Raw genomic sequence first — 16,463 nt, forward strand, 5'->3', positions numbered from 1 at the left:
GCCCCGGCGCTTCCTATGTTCCAGCCATGACACGTCTTTTCGACCGCGCGCTGATCCGCCTATCGCCACAAGCTCCCGATGAGGACGTGCCCTCGTTCCTTCAGGGGCTTGTCACCAACGACGTGAAGGGCGTGTTGCCGGTGTGGACGGCGTTGCTCTCGCCTCAGGGCAAAGTGCTGTTCGATTTCCTTGTCTGGCCTGATTCGGATGGGCTGTTGCTCGATTGCGAGGCCAGCGCGGTCGATGCACTGGTCAAGCGGCTCACCCTTTATCGGTTGCGCCGCAAGATCGGCATCGCGCGGGCAGATGACCTTGCTGTCCATTGGGAAAATCACCCCGGCGATGGCGGCGCGCGCGACCCTCGCCTTGCCGCACTGGGCCAGCGCTGGATTGCCCCTGCCAGCGATTCGGATGTGCCAGCCGACGATGCGTGGCGCGCGCACAGGCTCCGGCTTGGCGTAACCGAAGGTCAGGCCGAACTGGGCGACCTGCTGTGGCTGGAATGCAATGCGGCAGACCTCAACGGCGTCAGCTTCACCAAGGGCTGCTATGTCGGGCAGGAAAATACGGCGCGGATGAACTGGCGACATAAAGTGAATCGGCGCCTGCTGGTGGTGCCGCTGGACCAGTCGGTCGAGGCGCGGCGACGTGTGGCTTATCCCGAACTGGGGCTGGCCGTCGATCATCGCCGGGTCGAGGACATTCCCGCCGACCTCGCCCCTGCGTGGATGGACCTTAGCCCTCCTGTGTGACCGGCGCAGCCTGAAGTCCTTCGACCAGCATCTTTTCGGCGCGGTCGCGCGCGGAATCGCGCGGCAATTCCAGCGCTATGGCCAGCGGCCCGCCCATCAACGCATCGCCCAGCGCCATGAGGATGAGTGCGAGCGTATTGTTGCGCTGCATGCCCGAACCATGCTCGTCCAGATCCACCACCAGATCGTGGATCGTATCGACAATCGGGTCGAGCGCGTCCTCATTGCCTGACAGCAGCATCCACGATGCCAGCGCGCCAGCGCCCTCCTTGCCAAAGGCATCAAAGGTAAGATCCACCACATCGCGGGGAGAACCGATGCCTGATCGACTGGCGATCACTGCATCGCGGATCGTGGCGCAGATGGTTTCGGCAAGATGCTTCGCCAGCGCTTTTTGCAGGCCCGATGCCGAGCCAAAGTGATGCAGCAGGTTTGCATGCGTCCGACCGATTCGGCCTGCAACAGCTTTCAGCGTAACAGCTTGCGGCCCTGTTTCCACCAACAGGCCACGCGCTGCTTCGAGTGCTGCCATCCGGCTTTCCTCCGGCGACAGGCGTTTCCTTATTGACATCGATGTAAGTACGCCTAAATTCCGGCCCATGAACGCCATGCCCCTTCCCTCTGCCCTAGAACGCACGACGACTGCCGACAAGCAGGTGCCTACACCCCCGGACCTGACGATCACTATCCGCGATCAACGCTTCGGACGCAATGCACCGCCAGGCCGCTGGTGGCTGAACAACGATCCGGTGGCAACCGCATGGCACAACGCGCTTTCTGCCACGTTTCCCCGCGGCGAAGCCTTCTTCATCGAATCGATCAAGGCTCACCGCGAAGGCGCCCCGCCCAAGCTTGAGGCCGAAATCCGCGTTTTCATAAAGCAGGAGATCAATCACACGCGCGAACACGTCGCGTTCAACCGCGCGGCCGAGGCCGCAGGCTATGACATCGCCAAAATCGACAGGCGTGTGGAAGAAATGCTCGCGTTGACGAAGGACCGTCCGGTGATCGTCAATCTGGCAGCCACTATGGCGCTGGAACACTACACCGCGATGATGGCGCACGAATTCCTTGCCAACCCGGCGCACTTTGCCGGGGCCGAAACGGAACCCGCCGATATGTGGCGCTGGCATGCAATCGAGGAAATCGAGCACAAGGGCGTGGCCTACGATACATGGCTGCATGCGACGAAGGGATGGAGCCGGTGGAAACGCTGGAAGGTCAAATCGCTGATGATGCTGATCGTGACCAAGAACTTTTTCACTCACCGGGTGGAAGACACTCTGGACCTGCTGGCGCAGGACGGATTGACCGGCGCGAAGTGGAAGTGGCGGCTGGCCGCTTACCTGCTGTGGAAGCCCGGTGTGATCCGCCGCGTATTTCCGGCATGGCTCAGCTATTTCATGCCGGGCTTCCATCCGTGGCAACACGATAACCGCGCGCTGATTGCCAGGGCCGACAGTGCATTTGCGGACGCCGTGCTGGCGCGCTGAATCAGGCCGCGCGCAAGGTTCGCATCGGATTGAAGCCACCATCTTCCGGGCCATCGCACCCGGCAGGTTCGCGCAGCTCTATCGTGTGCATGATTGTTGGCGCAGCGACGCGGCGCGCGGCGCTACGCGCAAGGCGCATTTCTCCGGTTGGCCGGAACCCGGTCTTTGCCAGAACCCGCGCCGAAGCGGCGTTGTCGGCAAAGTGCCATGCCACGATACGGCGATGGCCCAGCGTTGCCGCAAGCGCCAGCAAGGCGCGCACAGCCTCGGTGGCATAGCCCTTGTTCCAGTGCTGGCGGGCGATCCAGTATCCGATCGCAGTTTCGCCGTCGTCGTCGACAAGTCCTGCGCTGCCGACCAGACGAGCGCCGGTGGCACCCGGAATGGTCACAAAGAAATGCGGGTGACGCGTACCCTGCGCACTTGCGGCAAAGCTGCGCGCCTCATCGGGACCATAAGGCCAAGGTACACGGGTCAGGTTGCAGACGATGGCTTCATCGTCGATCAGGGCGTGAAGCTCGGCCCAATCCTCCGGCCAGCCGGGCCGCAGGAACAGCCGTTCGCTGCGAATGAACATCTCAGTCTCCTAAACTCGGCCCTTGCCCCAACGCGCAGTTAAGCGCGCGAAGTGACAGCCATGTTGCGCCTTGCGCCCGGACGATTGCTTATCGCGACGGACGGAATCTGCGCGGTGGACGGCTGAGGGAGACATGAAAAGAGGGAGACGGGCGTGGCCCTCTCCCTCTATCGGCCAGCCTGCATAGACTGGCGGGGCCACCCCATCGGGATGGCCCTTTGAACGACCATCCGGTTATTCTGCTGCTTCGGCCATCACGTCGACCGACACGTACTTGCGGCCGAGCTTGCCACCATGGAAGCGTACGCGACCTTCACCCAGTGCGAACAGGGTGTGGTCCTTGCCCATGCCGACATTGACGCCGGGATATACGCGGGTTCCGCGCTGGCGGATGATGATGTTGCCGCCGATCACTTCCTGACCGCCGAACTTCTTAACGCCAAGGCGGCGGCCTGCCGAGTCGCGACCGTTGCGCGAAGAGCCGCCTGCTTTCTTATGTGCCATATCGAATTACTCCGAACTGTTCGCTTAGGCGACGGACAGGATGCGCAGCAGGGTCATCTGCTGGCGATGACCGTTCTTGCGACGGTAGTTGTGGCGGCGACGTTTCTTGAAAACGATCACCTTTTCCGACTTCGCCTGCGCGATGATCTCGGCCGAAACCGTGACCGCAGCAGCGTCAGCGAGCGAATCGCCTTCACCGGCGAGAAGAATATCACCGAGCGTGATCGTATCGCCGGCTTCACCCGCCAGCTTTTCGACCGCGATCTTGTCTCCGGCGGCAACCCGATACTGCTTGCCGCCCGTGCGCACGATTGCGAACATGGTTTCTGCTATCCGTTCCAAATGCCCAGGTTACCCAAGGCGATCCACTTGAGGCGCCCTACGCCTGCGAATCGCTGACAACGGGCAACGCACCGTTTCCCCACACGAATGAGGGGTCCCGGAAAGAAGGGGGCGGATAATCCAAGCCCCGCCTTGTGTCAATGCCGCCTGACGCCAGAAACCCGCTGAAATTGCAGTGTCCGCGCGCAATTCACGCATGGGGCCATGCATCCGGCGCTGGCGGGACGGGCCAGCCATGCTATGGCGCGGCCATGGCAATGTGCAATCCCCGCCGCGCGCTTCTTCCTCTGACCGGCGCCGCTCTCCTGATGGGTGGCTGCGCGCCACGGTCTGATTTCCCCTCTCTAGCCCGGCGTCCTGCCGAGGATGTCTATGCCTCTGCCCGCGCCGCACAAAGTACGCCAGCGCCGCAGCCCCCGGTTTCCGCAGCGCTCGTCAGCCGACTGGCGGGACTGCGCGGTGCGGCGCGCGAAGCGCATGACCGTTTCACCGCGCGTCAGCCAGCGGCCATCCGCGCGGTCAGCGCCGCTGCACGATCGCCCAAGGGCACCGAGGCATGGTCGGTGGCATCGGTGGCCGTGGCCCAGCTCGAATCGGCACGGTCGATTCTAGGCCTGCCGCTGGCCGATCTGGACAGGCTGGAGGTTGAAGCCAGCAATCGGGTGGCAGACGGGGCCGATGCGGATTTCAAGGCCGTGCTGGAAGCACGTGCCGAAGTGGAAGCGCTGGCTGCCAGTGAAACCGCCGTGATCGATTCGCTGCTGGCGCGTTTGGCGGGCTGATCCCGCCACCATTGGAAATCTAACGCCAGCGGGCGAGATCGTCGTGATCCTGCGCGCGCGGTTCGATCCAGCGCCAGCCATCGGCGGTCTTCTCGCGCTTCCAGAACCAGCTTTCGCTCTTGAGATGGTCCATCGCGAAATCGGCGGCAGCAAAGGCATCGCGACGGTGGCGCGCGGCGGCGGCGACCAGCACGATCGGATCACCGGGATGCATCACCCCGCTGCGATGAACGATCAGCAGGCCTTCAAGCGGCCAGCGCGATTCGGTAACGCGGGCCAGTTCCGTCATGCCCGGCAGCGTCATCGGCCCATAATGCTTGAGTTCGAGCGCTTCGACGCCACCGCCTTCACGCACCTGGCCAAGAAACGTGACAATACCGCCCGATGTTGCATGCCGCGCGTTGAACGCGGCGATCTCTGCCACCGGGTCGAGCGCCATTTCGGCCAACCTGACGTCAGCCATGCTCAGCCACCGCTTACAGGCGGCAGGAATGCCAATTCGTCGCCCTCACCCAGCGAAATCCCGCCCATATCCGTAATCAGGCGACCATTGAGCGCCATGCGCACCTTCTCGCCAAGCAACTGGACCGCCAGCGCCGGATCAAGCGCGGCGAGAATCCGTTCGAGCGGTCCTGCCGACACCACAAGTTCGCCCGTGCCCGCAATGTCTTCGAGCCTTCCCATGAATACCAGCCGTGGCATATCAGCCGCCAGTGGTAGACATATGGCGCGAAACGGCAGGTGCGCCGCCCGGACGGTCGATCACGAAAGAGTGACGCTCCTGCTTCTCGCCCATCGCGCGGGCAAATGCGGTTGCCAGCTGCTCGTCCGGGTTGTCCGAACGCAGTGCCGCGCGCAGATCGACCCGGCCCTCGCCGCCAAGGCACATATAGAGCTGCCCGGTGGCGGTCACCCGCACACGGTTGCAGCCTTCGCAGAAATTGCCGGTCAGGGGCGTGATGAAGCCCAGCCGCCCGCCGGTTTCGGCAATATCGACGTAGCGCGCAGGCCCGCCGGAGCGGGCATCGCTGGGGGTAAGCGTCCAGCGCCGTTCGAGATCACGGCGTACGGCATCGAGCGGGAGGTAATGATCGAAGCGGTCGCCTTCGACTTCGCCCAGAGGCATGACCTCGATCAGGGTAACGTCATGGCCCCGTCCGTGCGCCCATGCGATCAGATCGGGCAGGCTTGCTTCGTTGATGTCTTTCAGCGCGACCGCGTTGATCTTGACCTTGAGACCCGCCGCCTTGGCCGCAGCGATGCCTTCGAGCACTTGCGGCAGCATGTCGCGACGCGCGAGTTTGGCGAACGCGGCGCGGTCGAGCGTGTCGAGCGAGACATTGACGCGCTTCACGCCAGCCGCCGCGAGACCATCGGCAAATTCCGCCAGCCGCGTCCCGTTGGTCGTCAGGGTCAGTTCGTCAAGACCGTCACCCAACTTGCGGCCAAGAGCCTGGACCAGCTGGATCATGTCACGCCGGACAAGCGGTTCGCCCCCCGTAAGGCGAATCTTGCGCACCCCGCGTTCGATGAAGGCGAGGGCAAGGCGGTGCATTTCTTCAAGCGTCAGCACTTCGGCGCGGGGCAAAAACTCCATCCGTTCCGGCATGCAATACGCGCAACGCAAGTCGCAGCGATCGGTGACCGACAAGCGCAAATACGTGATTCGCCGCGCAAAACGGTCAATCAGGGGCACATTGGCGTTGGGGGAAGCGCTGTTCACTTCTCCATGTATACGAAGTCGCGGGGGTAAGATTCAAGGTTTGCGCCCGCATCAACGAAAATAGTCTGGCCGGTGACCGATCCGGCGGTGCTGAGGTAATGCACCGCATCGGCAATTTCGTCCGCACCGGGCAGGCGTTTCAGCGGCATGATCTCTTCGAGACGCTGCCACTGTGCAGCATCGTAGTCCGACGTCGGCAGGATCAGGCCCGGTGCAACGCCGTTGATCCGCACACGCGGCGCCATGGCGCGCGCCAGCGTCCGCACAGAGGCATGCAGGGCCTGCTTCGACAGGGTGTAGCTCATCTGGTCGGGCACCGGGTTCATCACGCGCTGGTCAAGGATATTGACCACGCTGCCCGGACGCCCGCCGAGTGCTTCGGCAAAGGCGCGCGTCAGCAGCAGCGGTGCGAACAGGTTGACGCGGAAGTGCTGCTCCAGTTCCGCACTGGTGATCGTATCGGCGCGATCATCGTGAAACAGCGATGCACAATTGACCAGCAGGTCCGGCGAACGCCCCGCGGCCTTGGCAACCGCCGCCATCAGCATGGGCGGAAACGCCGGGTCTTCAAGATCGCCTGCCACAGGGTGGACCGCCGCCCCCAGCCATTCCAGCTGTGCCTTGAACTCGGCGTCGAAAGTCCGGGCGTGATGAGCATGCAGCGCAAGGTCCCACCCCTCCGCCGCCAGCTTCCGTGCGATGGCGCCGCCAATTCGCCGCCATCCGCCGGTAATCAGCGCCAACGGGCGCGTATCGGCCATCAGGCGCGCCGCTGCCGGTGCAGCGTGATGCCGATTTCTTCTCCGTTTTCGCTGATTGCCAGCTTCACGATCTTCACCTCAGCCCACATTATCCGATTATCCTGAAAGAACAGCGTTTCGCAGATGTGGTCTGCCACGGCTTCGATCAGCTTGAAATGCACCCCCTGGGGCAAGCCCTGACTGGCCGCGAATTTAAGGTCCATGTAGTTCTTGCTGGCAGTCAGCGGACAATCGGGGGTGTAGCGATCCTTCACTTCCAGGCCGACCCGCAATGAAATGCGCAAGGGCTGCGGCCGCCCGGTCTCTTCCGAGTAAATCCCGGTGAGGACATCGGTTTCAAAATTGGCGACTTCGAGGATCAGGGAGTCGGTCACGGCGTCAGCCTTCGCATTGCGGCGCACGCAAGTCCATCGCACACCACCTGAGGTTTCGTTTATCGGGGCGTTTCAGTTTTTCCAGCGCGCAAAGATCGCGGTGGGCAGCAGTCGGCCATCGCAGCCTTCCTCGCGGATCGACAAGTCGCCGTGTTCGATCGTGCCGGGCAGGCCTTTCAGCGCCTCTGCCAGCAGTCCGGCAATGGCCAGCGACGACATTCGCACGGCATAGACCGTCAGGAACAGGAAGCGGCTTTCGGCATCGAGCAGTTGCGCGCAATCAGCGATCAGATTGGGCAAGTGCTCCTCAAGCCGCCAAACTTCGCCATCGGGGCCACGCCCGAATTTTGGCGGATCGAGGATAATGCCGTCATAGCGCCTGGTGCGGCGCACTTCGCGCGCGGCAAACTTGGCGGCGTCATCCACGATCCAGCGCACCGGGCGGGCCGTCATCCCCGAAAGTTCGGCATTGACGCGGGCCTGCGCGACCGACTTCTTGGAAGCATCGACGTGTGTCACCGGACCGTAGTCGCTGAGCGAGAGCGTTCCGACGCCGGTATAGCCGAACAGGTTGAGGGTCTGCGCGTCGGCTTTCCCTTCGAGCCGCGCAGCCATCCAGTCCCACACCGGCGCCATGTCGGGGAAGAAGCCAAGATGACGGAACGGTGTGCACGAAGCCTGAAACCGAACATCGCCGCGGCCAAGCTCCCAGCCATCGCGCGGAACCGGACCATTGTATTGCCAGCGTCCGCCGCCGTCCTCGTCCGATCCGGGCACGAATTCGGCATCGGCCTGCCAATCAGGCAACATCGGACTCCACATCGCCTGCGGTTCGGGCCGGATGAAACGATATTTCCCGTAACGCTCCAGCTTCCGGCCATTGCCCGAATCGAGCAGGGCGAAGTCTGCCCAGCCCTCGCCGACCATAAGCTTTGGCTGGATGTCCAGTTCAGCCATTGCGCATGGTCGCACGGTCGGCAACGTAGGCCGCGATTTCATCGTAGCTGCCCGACAGGTGGTCGCAGCGCTCTTCACGCTCGAACAGGTCGCCCACGCGCGCGGGCAGGCCGGGGCGCAGGCCGGTGGCGCGCTCTACCGCATCGACGAACTTGGCCGGGTGTGCGGTTGCCAGAGTGACGATGGGCACGCCCGCCGGAATACCGTCGGCCACGCGCGCGGCATGGAGCGCGATGGCAGTGTGCGGATCGAGCACTTCGCCGCAAGCCTCGTAAGCCCAGCGCATGGCGTTGGCCATGTCACCTGCGTCGGCGCGCTCGGAGGTAACCAGGGCGGCTGCCGATTCGCGCTGCGCGTTGGTCAGCTGGATCGCCCTGGTCGCTTCAAACGTCCGCATCTGCCCGGCCAGCGCCGCACCATCGCGGCCGCAGCAATCGAACAGCAGGCGCTCGAAGTTGGATGACACCTGAATGTCCATCGAAGGCGCAGCGGTCGGCGTCACCGTGCTCGCCGAATAGTCGCCCGTCGAAAGCGCGCGGTGGAGGATGTCGTTGACGTTGGTGGCCACGATCAGGCGTTCGATGGGCAGTCCCATCTTCGCCGCGACATATCCTGCGAACACATCGCCAAAGTTGCCCGTCGGCACCGAGAACGCGACCTTGCGGTCCGGCGCGCCGAGTTGCAGCGCGGCATAGAAGTAATAGACCACTTGCGCCATCAGCCGCGCCCAGTTGATCGAATTCACCGCAGCAATGCCGAAGCGCCCGGTCATCGCGGGATCGTTGAACATGCGCTTCACGGTCGCTTGCGCATCGTCAAAACTGCCGTCGATGGCGATATTGTGGACGTTGGGCGCGATCACCGTGGTCATCTGGCGGCGCTGCACATCGGACACGCGGCCATGCGGGTGGAGCATGAAGATATCGACCTTGGCCCGGCCCGCCACGGCATCGATTGCAGCCGAGCCGGTATCGCCCGATGTGGCGCCAACGATGGTCAGGTGGTCCTCGCCCTTGGCGAGGAACTCCTCGAACAGCAGGCCGAGCAATTGCAGCGCCACGTCCTTGAACGCCAGCGTGGGACCGTGGAAAAGTTCGAGCACCCATTGCGTCTCGTCGAGCTGCTTGAGCGGGACGACTGCGGCATGCGCGAAGCGGCCATAAGCCTGTTCGCACAATTCCAGCAGGCGCTCCGGCGTCAGGCAGTCGCCAACGAACGGCTGCATGATCGTCTGCGCCAGTTGCGCATAGGGCAACCCGGCCATTGCGGCGATTTCGTCTGCGCTGAACTGCGGCCAGGTTTCGGGCACGTAAAGCCCGCCATCGGAGGCAAGACCTGCGAGCGTGACGCCCTGGAAATCGAGCGAGGGTGCCTGCCCTCTGGTGCTGACGTACTTCATGGGATTGGCCGGTTAGCGGGCACGGGGCTGCGTGGCAAGGATTCTGGCATTGCCTGCGCCGCCCCATGACAGGGCGGTGACAGGGCGGTGCCTGTCAGCGCTCCTGCCAACGCTTCCGCAAAGCGATCGCATAGATCACCAATGCCACGCCCGCGAAGAAGAACCACTGCACCGCATAAGCCAGATGATTGTTCGGAATGTCCTTGGGATCAGGTCGCGCGCTGGCGGCAAGGCCCGCAAGCGGCGGATCGGCGATCAGCTTCGGACCGGGCGCGATCCAGCCACTGACGCGGCCACCACTCCACGGTACGATGGCGGGAGACTGTGCCAGACCGAGCACGACCTCGACACTGGCACCACCGGCGGTGCGGCAAGTCACGATCTGGGCAATCCCCGCATCGCCGTTCGCATTGCGGCCCGAACGCGAAGTGGGATTCGCGCTCGACAGGCAATCGACTGTCGAGCGACGAAAGAGCGCGGCATCGACATCGTCTGGCGCAGCAGGAAAAGGCATTTCCGCCGATGACGCCTGTGCCGCGTTATAGCGCGCCAGCATCGCCTCCTTCTCGTGCAGGCGATCAAGCTGCCACAAGCCAAGGCGAATCATCACGCCCACCGCGATAAGCACGACGATCGTGGGCAGGATCGGCAGGCGGCGCATTACAACAATCCCTCATTTTCGAGTCGTGCGCGTAACACTACCGCCTTGGCGAAGCGCAGCGCACCAATCACGGCAAGCGGTACAACCAAGGCCCACAGCGGGACCAGAACCCACACCGGCAGCTTCACCGCCTCGTCAAGCTTGAGCGCAGCGAGGACGAGCAGAATCGTGACGGGCAGGACGACGAGGTAGAGGCCCCTGCCCCCAGGTTCAAAGCGCGAAAGATCAAGTCCGCAGGCGTCGCACCTCGCCGCCAGATTCGCCGGGCTGTCCCACAGGCCCTTGGAACCGCAGCGCGGGCACAAACCGAAAAGGGCAGCCTGGGTAATCCCCGGCTGCCCCTTCGTGTTCTGGCCGTTGCCAGACGACATCAGTGAGTCGGATAGCCCCAGCTGCCCCACACATAGATGGCGACAAACAGGAACAGCCAGACCACGTCAACGAAGTGCCAGTACCACGCCGCCGCTTCGAAGCCGAAGTGCTGGCGCGGAGTGAAGTGGCCCTTGTAGGCGCGGATCAGGCAGACGATCAGGAAGATCGTGCCGACGATCACGTGGAAACCATGGAACCCGGTTGCCATGTAGAACGACGAGCCGAAGGTGTTGGTGCCGAACGCGAACGGTGCGGCCGAATATTCATAGGCCTGGATAGCCGAGAAGATCAGGCCGAGGATGATCGTTGCCCACAGCCCTTTCTTGAGGCCATCGCGATCACCATGGATCAGCGCGTGGTGCGCCCAGGTGAGCGTAGTGCCAGAGCACAGCAGGATCAGCGTATTGAGCAGCGGCAGATCGAACGGGTCCATGACCGCTTCGATCGCCTTTGGCGGCCATTGACCGGCAACGGCTTCGGCCATTTCCGAAGGGAACAGCGAGAAATCGAAGAAAGCCCAGAACCAGCCGACGAAGAACATCACTTCCGAAGCGATGAACAGGATCATGCCGTAGCGCTGGTGAAGCTGCACGACTGGCGTGTGATCGCCGGCATGCGCTTCCTTGATGACCTTGCCCCACCACGAGAAGAACGTGACGATGACGCCCAGCAGGCCGAGCATGAAGGTGGCGGTGCCGCCAGCCATCTCGTGCATCCAGAAGACGCCGCCAGTGGCCATGATCAGCGCCGACATCGCACCGATGAACGGCCAGATGTCAGGCGGCAGAATGTGATAATCGTGGTTCTTAGCGCCGGCCATGATCGTCGAAATCCCCCAGTCAAATCTGGTCATATACGCGTGGTCCGGGCGTGGCGCCCGAAACGCAATTCAAAATGGCCTTTATCGCCGCGTTTGCGCGCGGTCCAGAGGCTTTTCCATCGGTTGTGCAATGGGCTTCTGCGTGGCCGCAGCAGCGCTCTCGGCAGTTTCGGTGAAGGTGTAGCTCAGCGTGATCTCTTCGATGTTGCGCGCGGCAGGATCATCGAGAATCGCCGGGTCCACATAATAGATCACCGGCATGCGCACATCCTGCCCCGCCTTGAGCGTCTGTTCGGTAAAGCAGAAGCACTGGATCTTGTTGAAATACTTGCCAGCCTGTTCAGGCGAGACGTTGAACATGGCCGTCCCGGTGATCGGGCGGCCGGAAAGATTGCGCGCGCGATAGGTCGCGATCTTGCGCTCCCCCAACCTCAGGTCCTGCTTGATCTGTTCAGGCTTGAATTCCCATGGCAGCATCTTTGCAACATTGGCATCGAAACGCACGGTGATGATCTTGCCCGCAACCTTCACGCCTGCGGCGGTGGCTGAATCTGCGCGCTGGGTCGTGCCACCATACCCCGTCACCTGGCAAAACAGGCGATAAAGCGGCACCGAGGCATAACCCAGACCCAGCATGGCCACCGCGCCCGCTGCCGCCAGCAGGCCGACTCTGCGATTTTTGCGAGGATCAGCGATGACGCGTGAGGCCATGTCAGTTGGCTCCGCCTGCTTGCCCGGCGATCTTCACGATCGAGATGGCAAAGAACAGCACAGCAAGCGACAACAGCACGATGCCCAGCACCTTGTTGCGGCTACGCTGGCGCTTGCGATAGAGTTCGGTCTGCTCGCGGTCCATGGGCACCAACTTTTGCGGTTCGGTCATCACAGCCAGCCTTGCACCATGGCAAGCCGATCAGCGACCAGCATGCCGAAGAGAACGAAGAGATAAAGTATCGAGTAACCGAACAGCCGCTTTTCCGGCAGCATTCCGTCACCCGGCACCGAGCGCCGTACCCCGACCTTGATCGAGAGCGCGACGAACACCAGCCCCAATACCAGCGCCGACCAACCGTAGATCGCGCCTGCCCCGCCGATCCACCACGGCACCAGCGTCAGCGGCAACAGCAGCAGCGCATAGGCCATGATCTGGCGACGTGTCGAACGCTCTCCAGCGACCACCGGCATCATCGGAATGCCGACTTTGGCGTAATCGGTCTGGACGAACAGCGCGAGTGCCCAGAAGTGCGGCGGCGTCCACATGAAGATGATCGCGAACAGCAACACAGGCATCAGCGTAATGTCGCCGGTTACCGCAACCCAGCCGATCAGCGGCGGAAATGCGCCTGCCCCGCCACCGATCACGATGTTCTGCGGGGTGCGTGGCTTGAGCCAGACGGTATATATCCACGCATAATAAAAGATCGAGATCGCGAGGATGGTCGCAGCCAGCCAGCCGACGCCGAGACCCATCGTGAACACCGAGCCGCCAGCAAGCGCAAAACCGAAGTCGCGCGCCGATGTGCGGTCCATGCGGCCCGCAGGCAGCGGACGCCCGGCCGTGCGCTTCATACCGGCGTCGATATCGGCTTCCCACCACTGGTTGAGCGCAGCAGCGCCACCAGCGCCCACGGCGATGCACAGGATCGCGGTGAAAGCGATGACCGGATGGATCGTTCCCGGCGCGGCAAGCAGCCCGCACAGCCCGGTGAAGATCACCAGCGACATGACGCGCGGCTTGGTCAGCGCGAAGAAATCGCGCCAGTCGGCAGGGAGCGGAAGGGTTTGGCCTGAGTCCATGATTGGCCGGGCCTATACGCGCGCTTGATGCACTAGGGAAGCGAAACGGGACGAGTGGTGGGCACTGACGAGAAACCTGTGCCTGCGGACGGGGTTCTGCGCTGCTGACCAATGAAAAAGGCCTCCGGGTTTCCCCGGAGGCCTTTTTCTGTCCGTCGGTCAGGCTCAGTGTGCGTGAGCGGTGTCGTCGATGACGGGAAGCGTTTCGAACTGGTGGAACGGCGGCGGCGAGGACAGCGTCCACTCCAGCGTCGTCGCGCCTTCGCCCCAGTAATTGCCGGGCACCTTCTTGCCGGCAAGGAATGCGTAGGCGATGTTCACGAAGAAGATGCCGACCGATGCAGCCATGATGACATAGCCGAACGAAGCGATCTCGTTCCAGTAGGCATAGGCCTGAGCATAGTCGGGATAGCGACGCGGCATGCCCTGAACGCCGAGGAAGTGCATCGGGAAGAAGATCAGGTTCACGCCGACGAAGAACACCCAGAACTGCAGGTGGCTGAGGAACTCGCTGTGCATGCGGCCGCTCATCTTCGGGAACCAGTAGAAGAATCCGGCGAAGAGCGAGGTGACCGCACCCAGCGACAGCACATAATGGAAGTGGGCAACCACGTAGTAGGTGTCATGCAAGTTGTCGTCCACGCCGCCATTGGCGAGCACGACGCCGGTCACCCCACCGACCGTGAACAGGAAGATGAAGCCCATCGCCCAGACCATCGGTGATTTGAATTCGAGGCTCCCGCCCCACATCGTCGCGATCCACGAGAAGATCTTGATGCCGGTCGGCACCGCGATCACCATGGTTGCAGCGGTGAAGTACATCTTCGTGTTAACATCGAGACCGGTGGTGTACATGTGGTGTGCCCACACGATGAACCCGACCACGCCGATGGCAACCATCGCGTAGGCCATGCCGAGGTAGCCGAACACCGGCTTCTTCGAGAAGGTCGAGATGATCTGGCTGATGATGCCGAAGCCCGGCAGGATCATGATGTACACTTCGGGGTGGCCGAAGAACCAGAACAGGTGCTGGTACAGGACGGGATCGCCGCCACCGGCGGGATCGAAGAAGGTCGTGCCGAAGTTGCGATCGGTCAGCAGCATGGTGATGGCAGCGGCCAGAACCGGCAGTGCCAGCAGCAGCAGGAACGCGGTGACCAGCACCGACCACACGAACAGCGGCATCTTGTGCAGGGTCATCCCCGGCGCGCGCATGTTGAGGATCGTGGTGATAAAGTTGACCGCGCCCAGGATCGACCCAGCGCCCGAAAGGTGCAGCGAGAAGATCGCGAAATCGACCGCAGGACCGACCGAGCCCGAAGTGGAGAGCGGTGCATATACGGTCCAGCCCGTGCCAGCGCCCTGCCCGGTGCCGCCCGGCATGAAGGCCGAGAACATCAGCGAACAGAAGCCGACAAAGGTCAGCCAGAACGAGACGTTGTTCATGCGCGGGAAGGCCATGTCCGGCGCGCCGATCATGATCGGAACGAACCAGTTGCCAAAGCCGCCGATGATCGCGGGCATGACCATGAAGAACACCATGATCAGGCCGTGCGCGGTGATCAGCACGTTCCAGAGGTGGAGTTGCTGGTCGAAACTGGGATTGGCCGTGCCGAGCAGTTCGGCGAAGTAGCCGAGAAACTGGATACCGGGCTGCGCCAGTTCTGCGCGCATCATGCCGGATACCGCACCACCGATGACCCCTGCGAAAATCGCAAAGATCAGGTACAGTGTGCCGATGTCCTTGTGGTTGGTGGACATGAACCAGCGGGCAAAGAAACCCGGCTTGTGATCATGATCGTGGTCGTGCGCGTGATCGTGCGCATCGAAACCTTCGTTTGCGGGGATACTGGCCATGTCGGTCAAACCTTGTCCATGAACTTCGCGTCAGGCGGCCGGCGCCGAAGCGCTGGCAGCAGGGGCCTCTGCCGCAGCAGGAACCACGGCGGGGGCGGCAGCCGGAGCAGGCTCTGCCGCCGGACCGACGGTGCCGCCGGGCTGGGTCTTCACCCAGGCTTCAAACTTGTCGCGCGGCAGGGCTTCGACCGCGATCGGCATATAGCCGTGGCGAACGCCGCACAGTTCCGAGCACTGTCCGTAGTAGAGACCCGGTTCCTTGACCATCAGCACCTTTTCATTGATGCGACCGGGCACGGCGTCGAGCTTGAACCACAGCGACGGAACAGCAAACGAGTGAATCACGTCTGCGCCGATGGTCTGGATGCGAACAGGCTCACCAGCCGGAATGACCATGCGATTGTCGACAGCCAACTGTGCAGGTTCGCCGATCTTGATCGCTTCTTCATCGGGAAGCATGTTCGATACGACTTCGAAGCCGCCGTTGTCGGGATAGGTATAACCCCAGTACCACTGATAGCCGGTCACCTTGACGGTCACCGCACCCTTGGGCGCCGGATCATACTGATGCGCGAGCAGGCGGATCGATGGCACAGCGATGACCACGAGGATCAGTACCGGAACCAGCGTCCAGACCACTTCGATCAGGGTGTTGTGGCTGGTCTTCGAAGCAACCGGGTTGGCGCGCTTGTTGAACTTGGCCATCACGACCAGCAGGAGCAGCAGGACGAGGACCGAGATCGCGACGATCACCGGCATGAGCAGGTAGTCATGCATCCACAGGGCTTCTTCGCCGGTTGCGGAATACTGGTCCTGGAAAGTCCAGCCCTTGTCTACCGGCTGGCCTTTGCCAGGTGTCGGCTTCATGGGAACGTAGGACCCTGCATCGGCCGGTGCGACAGCCGCAGCAACGGCAGGTGCCGCCGAGTCGGATGCAGCAGCCACAGGCGCAGCAGCGTCTGGCGCGACGGGTGCAGCGGCCAAGGCCTGCGTTCCGAACGTCAGTGCGGCGGCAACGCCAAGGGTCCTGATTGCTTTGCCCATGGTGCGGGCGGTATCGGCAAGACTCATCGTCTAAGTTTCCGCTTTTCCCTGTTTGCGAGCGCGATTGCGCTGCATCAAGGAGGCGCTCGCGCACCTCCTCTAAGTCCCTCGATTGGACCGGCCTATACGCGCGGTTCTGCCAAGCCTCAAGCGGCTGGTCGCATATTTTTCGCAGGCGCGGCACACCCATTCGGGCAGTGCCGGAGACGTCGGCCTTCATATCGTTCGAAAACAGTTGCCGCGCGGGC

22 protein-coding genes are annotated in these 16,463 nt (G+C 62.7%); 3 read left to right on the forward strand and 19 right to left on the reverse strand.

All coding sequences use genetic code 11. The features are described 5' to 3' along the window. Positions 1-26: 26 nt before the first annotated feature. On the forward strand, positions 27-752 hold the full coding sequence (locus tag LUA85_RS12485) for a folate-binding protein YgfZ (protein WP_231470334.1): 726 nt from the start codon (positions 27-29) through the stop codon (positions 750-752). Here the strand turns inward: LUA85_RS12485 and LUA85_RS12490 are convergent. Next, complete coding sequence (locus LUA85_RS12490) at positions 736-1,323, reverse strand: TetR/AcrR family transcriptional regulator (protein ID WP_231470336.1); 588 nt, start codon at positions 1,321-1,323, stop codon at positions 736-738. The two genes, LUA85_RS12485 and LUA85_RS12490, sit on opposite strands and share 17 nt — an antisense overlap. A gap of 37 nt (positions 1,324-1,360) precedes the next feature. On the opposite strand from LUA85_RS12490, the gene LUA85_RS12495 reads away from it, so the two are divergent. Further along, positions 1,361-2,245 carry a metal-dependent hydrolase gene (locus LUA85_RS12495; RefSeq protein ID WP_231471864.1) on the forward strand — a complete coding sequence of 295 codons (885 nt, stop codon included), beginning with the start codon at positions 1,361-1,363 and terminating at the stop codon, positions 2,243-2,245. A 1-nt stretch (position 2,246) separates the two neighbouring features. Here LUA85_RS12495 and LUA85_RS12500 read toward each other — a convergent pair whose 3' ends face one another. The 3 genes from LUA85_RS12500 to rplU form a co-directional block, all read right to left on the reverse strand. Further along, complete coding sequence (locus tag LUA85_RS12500) at positions 2,247-2,822, reverse strand: GNAT family N-acetyltransferase (RefSeq protein ID WP_231470338.1); 576 nt, start codon at positions 2,820-2,822, stop codon at positions 2,247-2,249. A gap of 234 nt (positions 2,823-3,056) precedes the next feature. Next, complete coding sequence (gene rpmA / locus LUA85_RS12505) at positions 3,057-3,326, reverse strand: 50S ribosomal protein L27 (protein WP_231470340.1); 270 nt, start codon at positions 3,324-3,326, stop codon at positions 3,057-3,059. 24 nt (positions 3,327-3,350) lie between these two features. Beyond that, positions 3,351-3,647, reverse strand: a complete 297-nt coding sequence (rplU, locus tag LUA85_RS12510) for a 50S ribosomal protein L21 (protein ID WP_231470342.1) — start codon at positions 3,645-3,647, stop codon at positions 3,351-3,353. Between the two features lie 191 nt (positions 3,648-3,838). Here rplU and LUA85_RS12515 point away from each other — a divergent pair, with 191 nt between their 5' ends. Continuing rightward, entirely contained in the window at positions 3,839-4,450 is a 612-nt protein-coding gene (locus LUA85_RS12515) for a hypothetical protein (RefSeq protein WP_231470343.1), read from the forward strand. A gap of 19 nt (positions 4,451-4,469) precedes the next feature. Here LUA85_RS12515 and LUA85_RS12520 read toward each other — a convergent pair whose 3' ends face one another. From LUA85_RS12520 to coxB, 15 genes are all read right to left on the reverse strand, one after another. Further along, positions 4,470-4,913: a molybdenum cofactor biosynthesis protein MoaE gene (locus LUA85_RS12520; RefSeq protein ID WP_231470345.1), complete on the reverse strand. Its 444-nt coding sequence runs from the start codon at positions 4,911-4,913 to the stop codon at positions 4,470-4,472. A 2-nt stretch (positions 4,914-4,915) separates the two neighbouring features. After that, positions 4,916-5,152 carry a MoaD/ThiS family protein gene (locus LUA85_RS12525; RefSeq protein ID WP_231470347.1) on the reverse strand — a complete coding sequence of 79 codons (237 nt, stop codon included), beginning with the start codon at positions 5,150-5,152 and terminating at the stop codon, positions 4,916-4,918. 1 nt (position 5,153) lies between these two features. Further along, positions 5,154-6,173 (reverse strand): GTP 3',8-cyclase MoaA, encoded by a 1,020-nt coding sequence (gene moaA, locus LUA85_RS12530; protein ID WP_231470349.1) that lies wholly within the window; start codon positions 6,171-6,173, stop codon positions 5,154-5,156. Continuing rightward, complete coding sequence (locus tag LUA85_RS12535) at positions 6,170-6,934, reverse strand: SDR family oxidoreductase (protein WP_231470350.1); 765 nt, start codon at positions 6,932-6,934, stop codon at positions 6,170-6,172. The genes moaA and LUA85_RS12535 overlap by 4 nt, the downstream gene beginning before the upstream one ends. Next, positions 6,934-7,308 carry a dihydroneopterin aldolase gene (locus LUA85_RS12540; protein WP_231471865.1) on the reverse strand — a complete coding sequence of 125 codons (375 nt, stop codon included), beginning with the start codon at positions 7,306-7,308 and terminating at the stop codon, positions 6,934-6,936. Before LUA85_RS12540 ends, LUA85_RS12535 begins: the two co-directional genes overlap by 1 nt. A 72-nt stretch (positions 7,309-7,380) precedes the next feature. Further along, positions 7,381-8,265 (reverse strand): class I SAM-dependent methyltransferase, encoded by an 885-nt coding sequence (locus LUA85_RS12545; RefSeq protein ID WP_231470352.1) that lies wholly within the window; start codon positions 8,263-8,265, stop codon positions 7,381-7,383. Then, a complete protein-coding gene (gene thrC, locus LUA85_RS12550; RefSeq protein WP_231470354.1) occupies positions 8,258-9,664 on the reverse strand; it encodes a threonine synthase in 1,407 nt (468 codons plus the stop codon). The genes LUA85_RS12545 and thrC overlap by 8 nt, the downstream gene beginning before the upstream one ends. Positions 9,665-9,758: 94 nt before the next feature. Next, a complete protein-coding gene (locus LUA85_RS12555) occupies positions 9,759-10,325 on the reverse strand; it encodes an SURF1 family protein (protein ID WP_231470356.1) in 567 nt (188 codons plus the stop codon). Then, a complete protein-coding gene (locus LUA85_RS12560; RefSeq protein ID WP_231470358.1) occupies positions 10,325-10,696 on the reverse strand; it encodes a DUF983 domain-containing protein in 372 nt (123 codons plus the stop codon). Before LUA85_RS12560 ends, LUA85_RS12555 begins: the two co-directional genes overlap by 1 nt. After that, on the reverse strand, positions 10,696-11,517 hold the full coding sequence (locus LUA85_RS12565) for a cytochrome c oxidase subunit 3 (protein WP_231471866.1): 822 nt from the start codon (positions 11,515-11,517) through the stop codon (positions 10,696-10,698). The genes LUA85_RS12560 and LUA85_RS12565 overlap by 1 nt, the downstream gene beginning before the upstream one ends. An 81-nt stretch (positions 11,518-11,598) precedes the next feature. Continuing rightward, complete coding sequence (locus LUA85_RS12570; RefSeq protein WP_231470360.1) at positions 11,599-12,228, reverse strand: cytochrome c oxidase assembly protein; 630 nt, start codon at positions 12,226-12,228, stop codon at positions 11,599-11,601. A gap of 1 nt (position 12,229) precedes the next feature. Beyond that, positions 12,230-12,400, reverse strand: a complete 171-nt coding sequence (locus tag LUA85_RS12575; protein WP_231470368.1) for a hypothetical protein — start codon at positions 12,398-12,400, stop codon at positions 12,230-12,232. Further along, positions 12,400-13,314 (reverse strand): heme o synthase, encoded by a 915-nt coding sequence (locus LUA85_RS12580; protein WP_231470370.1) that lies wholly within the window; start codon positions 13,312-13,314, stop codon positions 12,400-12,402. Before LUA85_RS12580 ends, LUA85_RS12575 begins: the two co-directional genes overlap by 1 nt. A gap of 165 nt (positions 13,315-13,479) precedes the next feature. Further along, on the reverse strand, positions 13,480-15,171 hold the full coding sequence (gene ctaD, locus LUA85_RS12585) for a cytochrome c oxidase subunit I (RefSeq protein WP_231470378.1): 1,692 nt from the start codon (positions 15,169-15,171) through the stop codon (positions 13,480-13,482). A gap of 30 nt (positions 15,172-15,201) precedes the next feature. Beyond that, positions 15,202-16,242 carry a cytochrome c oxidase subunit II gene (gene coxB, locus LUA85_RS12590; RefSeq protein ID WP_231470380.1) on the reverse strand — a complete coding sequence of 347 codons (1,041 nt, stop codon included), beginning with the start codon at positions 16,240-16,242 and terminating at the stop codon, positions 15,202-15,204. Positions 16,243-16,463: the final 221 nt, after the last annotated feature.

It is taken from the genome of Novosphingobium sp. CECT 9465, assembly GCF_920987055.1.
Lineage (GTDB): Bacteria > Pseudomonadota > Alphaproteobacteria > Sphingomonadales > Sphingomonadaceae > Novosphingobium.

Bases quoted from the DNA above. Each gene is read 5' to 3' on its own strand.
- LUA85_RS12495 (WP_231471864.1), top strand. From the start codon at position 1,361: ATGCCCCTTCCCTCTGCCCTAGAACGCACGACGACTGCCGACAAGCAG.
- LUA85_RS12535 (WP_231470350.1), bottom strand. From the start codon at position 6,934: ATGGCCGATACGCGCCCGTTGGCGCTGATTACCGGCGGATGGCGGCGA.
- LUA85_RS12485 (WP_231470334.1), top strand. From the start codon at position 27: ATGACACGTCTTTTCGACCGCGCGCTGATCCGCCTATCGCCACAAGCT.
- rpmA (WP_231470340.1), bottom strand. From the start codon at position 3,326: ATGGCACATAAGAAAGCAGGCGGCTCTTCGCGCAACGGTCGCGACTCG.
- LUA85_RS12560 (WP_231470358.1), bottom strand. From the start codon at position 10,696: ATGTCGTCTGGCAACGGCCAGAACACGAAGGGGCAGCCGGGGATTACC.
- thrC (WP_231470354.1), bottom strand. From the start codon at position 9,664: ATGAAGTACGTCAGCACCAGAGGGCAGGCACCCTCGCTCGATTTCCAG.
- LUA85_RS12555 (WP_231470356.1), bottom strand. From the start codon at position 10,325: ATGCGCCGCCTGCCGATCCTGCCCACGATCGTCGTGCTTATCGCGGTG.
- ctaD (WP_231470378.1), bottom strand. From the start codon at position 15,171: ATGGCCAGTATCCCCGCAAACGAAGGTTTCGATGCGCACGATCACGCG.
- LUA85_RS12545 (WP_231470352.1), bottom strand. From the start codon at position 8,265: ATGGCTGAACTGGACATCCAGCCAAAGCTTATGGTCGGCGAGGGCTGG.
- LUA85_RS12525 (WP_231470347.1), bottom strand. From the start codon at position 5,152: ATGCCACGGCTGGTATTCATGGGAAGGCTCGAAGACATTGCGGGCACG.
- LUA85_RS12500 (WP_231470338.1), bottom strand. From the start codon at position 2,822: ATGTTCATTCGCAGCGAACGGCTGTTCCTGCGGCCCGGCTGGCCGGAG.
- LUA85_RS12580 (WP_231470370.1), bottom strand. From the start codon at position 13,314: ATGGACTCAGGCCAAACCCTTCCGCTCCCTGCCGACTGGCGCGATTTC.
- LUA85_RS12565 (WP_231471866.1), bottom strand. From the start codon at position 11,517: ATGGCCGGCGCTAAGAACCACGATTATCACATTCTGCCGCCTGACATC.
- LUA85_RS12490 (WP_231470336.1), bottom strand. From the start codon at position 1,323: ATGTCAATAAGGAAACGCCTGTCGCCGGAGGAAAGCCGGATGGCAGCA.
- rplU (WP_231470342.1), bottom strand. From the start codon at position 3,647: ATGTTCGCAATCGTGCGCACGGGCGGCAAGCAGTATCGGGTTGCCGCC.
- LUA85_RS12570 (WP_231470360.1), bottom strand. From the start codon at position 12,228: ATGGCCTCACGCGTCATCGCTGATCCTCGCAAAAATCGCAGAGTCGGC.
- LUA85_RS12575 (WP_231470368.1), bottom strand. From the start codon at position 12,400: ATGACCGAACCGCAAAAGTTGGTGCCCATGGACCGCGAGCAGACCGAA.
- coxB (WP_231470380.1), bottom strand. From the start codon at position 16,242: ATGAGTCTTGCCGATACCGCCCGCACCATGGGCAAAGCAATCAGGACC.
- LUA85_RS12520 (WP_231470345.1), bottom strand. From the start codon at position 4,913: ATGGCTGACGTCAGGTTGGCCGAAATGGCGCTCGACCCGGTGGCAGAG.